Raw genomic sequence first — 6,000 nt, 5'->3', positions numbered from 1 at the left:
GCCGGCGTCGAGAACGAGCTCTTCTTCAAGGACAACACCATGATGCTCTTCGGTGACGCCAAGAAAATGGTCGAGGAAATCATCAAGGGCTTCTGAACGAGGCGGCCTGGTATTCCGTCGCGTCTCACGCGCGTCTCGTAGATGCCGATCATGAGGCTGCCATTGCGAGCTCTGCCAATCCCGCGAATTGGAAGAACTCGCAATGACGGCGAATCCAGCCTAACAATGAAACGGCAATTGTAGGGCTCGGGAGGAGGACGCGATGCGGCAATGGCGGCACTATTGGTGTCCCGGCACCGGCTCCCTGGTCGTCGATGTCGCCTTCGCCTGGGCGGGGATCACGCCCGAGCGCATCCTGGTCGACACCGATAAGGGCGAGCAGCAGGCGCCCGATTTCCTCGCCGTCAATCCTGCCGCGCAGATCCCGGTGGTGATCCTGCCCAGCGGCACGGTGCTGACGGAGACGGCGGCGATCCTGCTTACCATCGACGAGGCCTCCGCCGGGGCGGGCCTGCTGCCGGCCGCCGGCTCGACGGCGCGCGCCGTCTCGCTGCGCTGGCTGATGTTCCTGGCGACCAATGCCTATCCGGCGGCCTTGCGCACCTATTACGCCGATCGCTACACCGCCGATGCCGGCGAGGCGGCCAGGGCCGCGGTCGCCGAAGCGGGCAGGCGGGATTCCGACCGCATTTTCAGCCTGCTTGCCCAGGAGATGGCCGGGCCCTTCCTGCTGGGCGACAATGTCAGCATCGTCGATGTTTATGCCGCCATGATCGCCGGCTGGCACGAACAGGCACGTGCTCTGCCGGTCTTCCGTACGCTGTACAAGGCCCTGCAGGCCCATCCGGTGATCGGGCCGGCCTGGCGGCAGCATGAAGGGCGGCCGGATTGATCAGGGTTCAGCCCTTGGGAAGGCAGACACGAAATCTATACCGGCACCATCGATTTCGTAGTTATTATTACCCCACGCAAGGCTTGGTATAATGGAACGCTAGCGGTTTGGGGGTATCACACCTTCGCATGAAGTCGCCCATCGCGCGCTCGAAAGAACAGAAGATATTTGTGATTGAATGAGCGCAGTCTTGGAAGATTGAAGCAGGACTGAGGCATGATCGATATCATCATGGCAGTCATTACGTCTCATTAGAGGCAACTAGAACCTGCATAAAATCTACGATTCGAGTAAGTTGTAGAGATCTTCTATGGTTTGAAAAATTAGACGGCTTCTTTCCAGATCATGCTGGAAATTGCAGCATTCTTGGTTGGCAGCAAATAATATAACACTACAGGTAGAAAATATCTGTTTAGGGCCCAAAAAGGAACCCGGATTGGAGGAGATCGCAACCAATCCGGGCACTTTCCAAGATTGCACGGGTCTCGCTTACCTGCGCAGTATAGAGCTACCACATCAAAATTCACTAGGAAAGAAGATAGGCAGTCTGCTTCAGCGAGCCTGTTCTGTGATTACCGTAGTGTGGCAATTCCGTGACACTCGATGGTAATTCGGAATGGCGACTGTGCTTCCAGCTTGTGCAATTTTTCCGTGCATATAAAGATTAGACAGTCACCGTGCCTTGCAAGTGTAAGAATATGCAACCGGCTAGGCACGTCGACGCCAATTCAGAATGCTGGTTCTTAGCCGCATAATCTCCCTAGGGGGTCTCTAATGAAATTGAGCTCAGCTCTCCTCGGCGCCGCTGCTGGTATTGTCGCCTTTGGCGCTGCCCAGGCCGCCGATCTGCCCATGACCAAGGGCGAAGCCGTTGAATATGTGAAGGTCTGCTCGGCCTTTGGTCCCGGCTTCTTCTACATTCCCGGCAGCGATACCTGCCTGAAGATCGGTGGCGAAATCCGCGCCGACTATCGCGTCTTCGGCGGTAACGGCTTCAGCCGCAACGATGATCGCTCTGCCTTCAACACCCAGGCCCGTGTCTGGTTCGATGCCCGCACCGAGACCGACTGGGGTCTGCTGCGTTCCTACTTCCAGATCAATGCCGACTCGCATCCGATCAGCCGCCAGGGGCGTGGCGGCATCTATAACGGCAACACCTTCTCGATTGACAAGGCTTTCATCCAGTTCGGTGGCCTGACCGCTGGTTACGCACATTCCTTCTTCGGCTTCTACGATAACGAATATGGCGATACCATCTGGGCGCCCTATTATGCTGAGAGCAACACCGTCAACCTGATTGCTTATACGGCCCAGTTCGGCGGTGGCTTCAGCGCCACGCTGTCGATTGAAGACGGTCGCGACCATAAGCTCGATAGCGGGTTTGGCGTGAGTGGGATTCCTACCACCAGCCTCCGCGGTGGGCAGCAGGTTCCGGATGTCGTCGCTCAGCTGCGTTGGGATCAATCATGGGGTTCGGTGGCTGTACAAGCTGCAGCTCACCAGTCCCGGACCGCAGAATCCGTGACGATTACCGATCCGAACGATCCGACCAACACTCAGACCCTTGGTTTGGCTCATTCCGACAAGTGGGGCTATGCGGTCGGCGCTACCGGCTTGATCAAACTGCCATTCATCGACGGCGGGCACTTCATCGTTGAAGGTCAGTATGCCGATGGCGCCACTGATTACCTCGGAGCTGGGAACTCGTTCTTCGGCCGGTCCCCGGGCGACCTCTACATCAAGGGTACTAACGCGGCCGGCCTGGGTGTTGTCGACCGTGCGAAGGGTTGGTCGATCGTTGCCGAACTCGGTGGCAACATCACGCCTGTTCTGAATGCCAATCTCGTCGGCAGCTACATCGATACCAAGTCCGACAATATCCTCGGGAGCGGTGTCGACACTAAGGTCCAAGAATATACGATTGCCGGTAACTTGACCTATACGATCGTCAAAGGCCTGACGATCGGAGCCGAAGTTGCTTATACGCATGGCAAGGTCAAGAACGGTCTCGTGTATGACGCGGATGCGGAAAATGTTGTTCTCTCCAACGACAGCATCAACGCGTGGCAGGCTGGTATTCGCTTGAAGCGCGTTTTCTAAATCTGGCTCTAAATGAGTTGGACGAAGACCCAGCCAATCGGCTGGGTCTTTTTTTATGGGTGGAAATCGCCCGGGAGAGGAATGGCGTCCTAAGGCACGCAATACCGAGATCGGATATGCCGTGCCGACCCAGCAAGAGACATAGTCGCAAGAATGTGCTGTCCGAGCTCTTTCGAAAGGCAAGTCAGCAATGAAGAGAAGGTTGACGCCAAGCCAAAGGGCTATCTTTAATGGGACATGCACCTTGCGGAACGTGTTGCCGACAAGCTATTCCCGCTGTGAGAAAGGTGTGGGCGACCTCTGAGATTTCACCCGCATTATCAATGCGTTGGCAACCAAGATAAAGAAGACGGATTCTCATGACAGACCTGACCTTGCTGGGCGACATCGGCGGCACCAACAGCCGGTTTGCCCTCGTCGTTCAGGGCCGCACCGACTATCGCAGCGAGCGGCATTACGAGAACAAGCGGTTTCCGACCTTCCGGGAGGCGATCGAAGCCTATATCGCCGATGTCGGCGAACGGCCCAATGCCGGGGTCGTCGCCATTGCCGGCCCGGTGGCGGGCGAGATGGTCGGGCCGACCAACCGGCAGAGCTGGCTGTTCAACCCGCCGACCCTGGCGGCGGAGTTGCGCTTTGCCCGTCTCGACGTGATCAATGATTTCGAGGCCGTCGCCCATGCCCTGCCGCATCTCGCCGAGGCCGACACCACGGTGATCGGCAATGTCTCCGCCGGCGTGGCCGGCGGCAACATGGCGGTGCTCGGGCCTGGCACGGGGCTCGGCGTCGGCGCCCTGGTGCGTGGCGGTTCGCGCTGGATCGCCGTGCCGTCCGAGGGCGGCCATGCCGAGATCGGCGCGCCGGCCGGCGACTGGGCCAAGGCGCATGAACTCATCCGCGGCAAGATCGGCCGCGTCTCGGGCGAGCATGTGCTGTCGGGCCCGGGCCTGCAACGTATCGATGCCGCGCTGGCGACGCTCGCCGGCCATCCCGCCGAACGCAGCGCCGCCGAGATCGGCACGGCGGCGGTAGCGGGCGCCGATCCGGTGGCGGTGGAAGCCACGCATCTGTTCTTCGATTATCTCGCGCGCTTTTCCGGTGATGTCGGCCTGATGTTCGCAGCCAAGGGCGGTGTCTTCCTCTATGGCGGGGTGGTGCAGAAGCTCTCGCCGCTGATGGACGAGGCCGCCTTCCGCGCCGCCTTCGAGGCCAAGAGCCCGCTGGAGAAATTCCTGCGCGAGATCCCGATCCGCCTGATCACCCATCCCACGCCCGGCCTGATCGGCTGTGCGGCGGTGGCGGCGCACTGGTAGGGCTGCCATGGGCGGCGCCACCACACTCGTTTTGGCTAGCCTCATCACTTATTTTTCGGGCATCGCGGCGGCGGCCGAATTGCCGGAGCCCGGTCAACGCATCCCACATTATCCGTCACTGAAGGTCAAAGATCGCCCGCGGGATCTCGAGCCTCCTTATATTCTTCCCAGGGAGTTTCAAAAATGCCTTTCGAAAGTGCTTTCTTTCCGTGATCGGAATTTCAAATCAATCGAATTCGACATTCAATTCGTGATGCATTCCGAAGGGTATTTGGCCTACGCTTTACTTAGAACTCAGGGAGCGGTTCGTACCGGAGACTGGCCGCCTTATCAGATGAATCTCGGTGTCAATGCGAGTAATTGCAAAATAATCTTTTTCCATCCGAGCAATTTAAATGAGTTCGAGAATATCCCGCCTCATCCTGAGATCACTTTGGAATAGCCAGGCATAGTTTATGGCAGGTCTGAGGAACTGCCCCGCTGTGGCTGTGCCACGTCCCTTCCCGGGCTCCTCAGCACCCGGAGCAGGATGAACACGGCCATCGCGGCGTGGATGCCGGCATTGTGGAGGTAGAGGCCTGGGTCGCCGAGCCAGTGCATCACATAATAGGCGGTGATCGGGCCGAGCACGGCGCCGATGCAGTAGAGGAACAGCAAGGCGGAGGCGACGCCGACGGCATTGTCGCGGCCGGTGATGTCGTTGGTGTAGGCCGAGCTTGCGTAATATTGCGTCGAAATGATGCCGCCCAGCACGAAGCCGGTGATCACGAAGGGCCAGCCGACCAGGAGCTTGCCGGACCAGTAGATGCCGATCTCGACCAGGGCGGTGAGGGCGGTGAGGCCGATCAGCACCTTGCGCCGGTCGAAGGCGTCGGAAAGCCGGCCGACGGGGAACTGGAAGGCGGCCGAGCCCAAAGTGATGGCCGAGATCAGCGTGCCGGTCTGTACCCCGTCCATGCCGAGCTTGGTGGCGTAGACGGGGGTGAGCGACCAGAACGGCCCATTGGCAAAGCCGATCAGCGTAGCGCAGACGAAGCCGACAGGCGTGGTACGCAGGAGCCAGAGGAGGCGCATGCCGGCCCGGCGGGTTCCCTTGGGCGGCGGCCCGTCGGCGATCAGCAACAGCGGCGCCAGGCAGACGATCACCACGGCTGCAGCGATGCCGAAAATGGTGAAGGCGGCCGGGTCGCCCAGCCGCATGAACTGGTTGCCGACGGCCCAGCCGCCATATTGGGTGATGGAGTAGAGGCCGAGCAGGCGCCCGCGGATGCGGTTCTCCGCCTTGCCCTGCAGATAGCTCTCCACGATGGCGTAGATGCCGGCCAGGAAGAAGCCGCGCAGGAAGCCGATGACCACCCAGGCGTGCGGCTCAACCAGGGTGCCGGCGACCAGGATCATCACCGCCCCGCAGATCGAGGACAGGCCGAAGGCCTTGATATGGCCGAAGCGCTGCACCAGGCGCGGCGTCAGGAAGGCGCCGGCGAGCATGCCGCCGAAATAGGCCGAGCCCATCAGGCTGATGGCCAGCGCCGGAAAATGTTCGAGCTCGGCGCGCACCGGCAGAAGGGTGGTGAGCACGCCATTGCCGGCCAATACGCCGGCGACGGCAACCAGCAGGGCGGCGATGGAAGCGTAAGGGGAACGCAAGGCAGCGAACTCGTGGCAGGAGGGTGTTGGACGCGGTGTATGGGAGGA

6 protein-coding genes are annotated in these 6,000 nt (G+C 60.1%); 5 read left to right on the top strand and 1 reads right to left on the bottom strand.

What is annotated here, in order from left to right:
• The 5 genes from BA190_RS36320 to BA190_RS36315 all read left to right on the top strand — a co-directional run.
• The coding region (locus BA190_RS36320; RefSeq protein WP_156771778.1) for an NAD(P)(+) transhydrogenase (Re/Si-specific) subunit beta at positions 1–96 on the top strand (96 nt) is incomplete at its 5' end.
• A 166-nt stretch (positions 97–262) separates the two neighbouring features.
• Positions 263–892, top strand: a complete 630-nt coding sequence (locus BA190_RS32460) for a glutathione S-transferase family protein (protein ID WP_068298384.1) — start codon at positions 263–265, stop codon at positions 890–892.
• 774 nt (positions 893–1,666) lie between these two features.
• Complete coding sequence (locus tag BA190_RS32455; protein WP_068298382.1) at positions 1,667–2,992, top strand: porin; 1,326 nt, start codon at positions 1,667–1,669, stop codon at positions 2,990–2,992.
• Positions 2,993–3,351: 359 nt separating this feature from the next.
• Entirely contained in the window at positions 3,352–4,305 is a 954-nt protein-coding gene (locus BA190_RS32450; RefSeq protein ID WP_068298379.1) for a glucokinase, read from the top strand.
• A 7-nt stretch (positions 4,306–4,312) separates the two neighbouring features.
• Positions 4,313–4,747 (top strand): hypothetical protein, encoded by a 435-nt coding sequence (locus tag BA190_RS36315; RefSeq protein ID WP_156771798.1) that lies wholly within the window; start codon positions 4,313–4,315, stop codon positions 4,745–4,747.
• Between the two features lie 11 nt (positions 4,748–4,758).
• Here BA190_RS36315 and BA190_RS32445 read toward each other — a convergent pair whose 3' ends face one another.
• Positions 4,759–5,952 carry an MFS transporter gene (locus tag BA190_RS32445; RefSeq protein ID WP_068298376.1) on the bottom strand — a complete coding sequence of 398 codons (1,194 nt, stop codon included), beginning with the start codon at positions 5,950–5,952 and terminating at the stop codon, positions 4,759–4,761.
• Positions 5,953–6,000 lie beyond the last annotated feature (48 nt).

The sequence above is a fragment of the Labrys sp. WJW genome (assembly GCF_001676615.1).
GTDB classification, from domain to species: Bacteria; Pseudomonadota; Alphaproteobacteria; order Rhizobiales; family Labraceae; genus Labrys; species Labrys sedimenti.
Note: the sequence above shows the minus strand (reverse complement) of the source record. Positions and strands in the feature narration are given on the sequence as shown.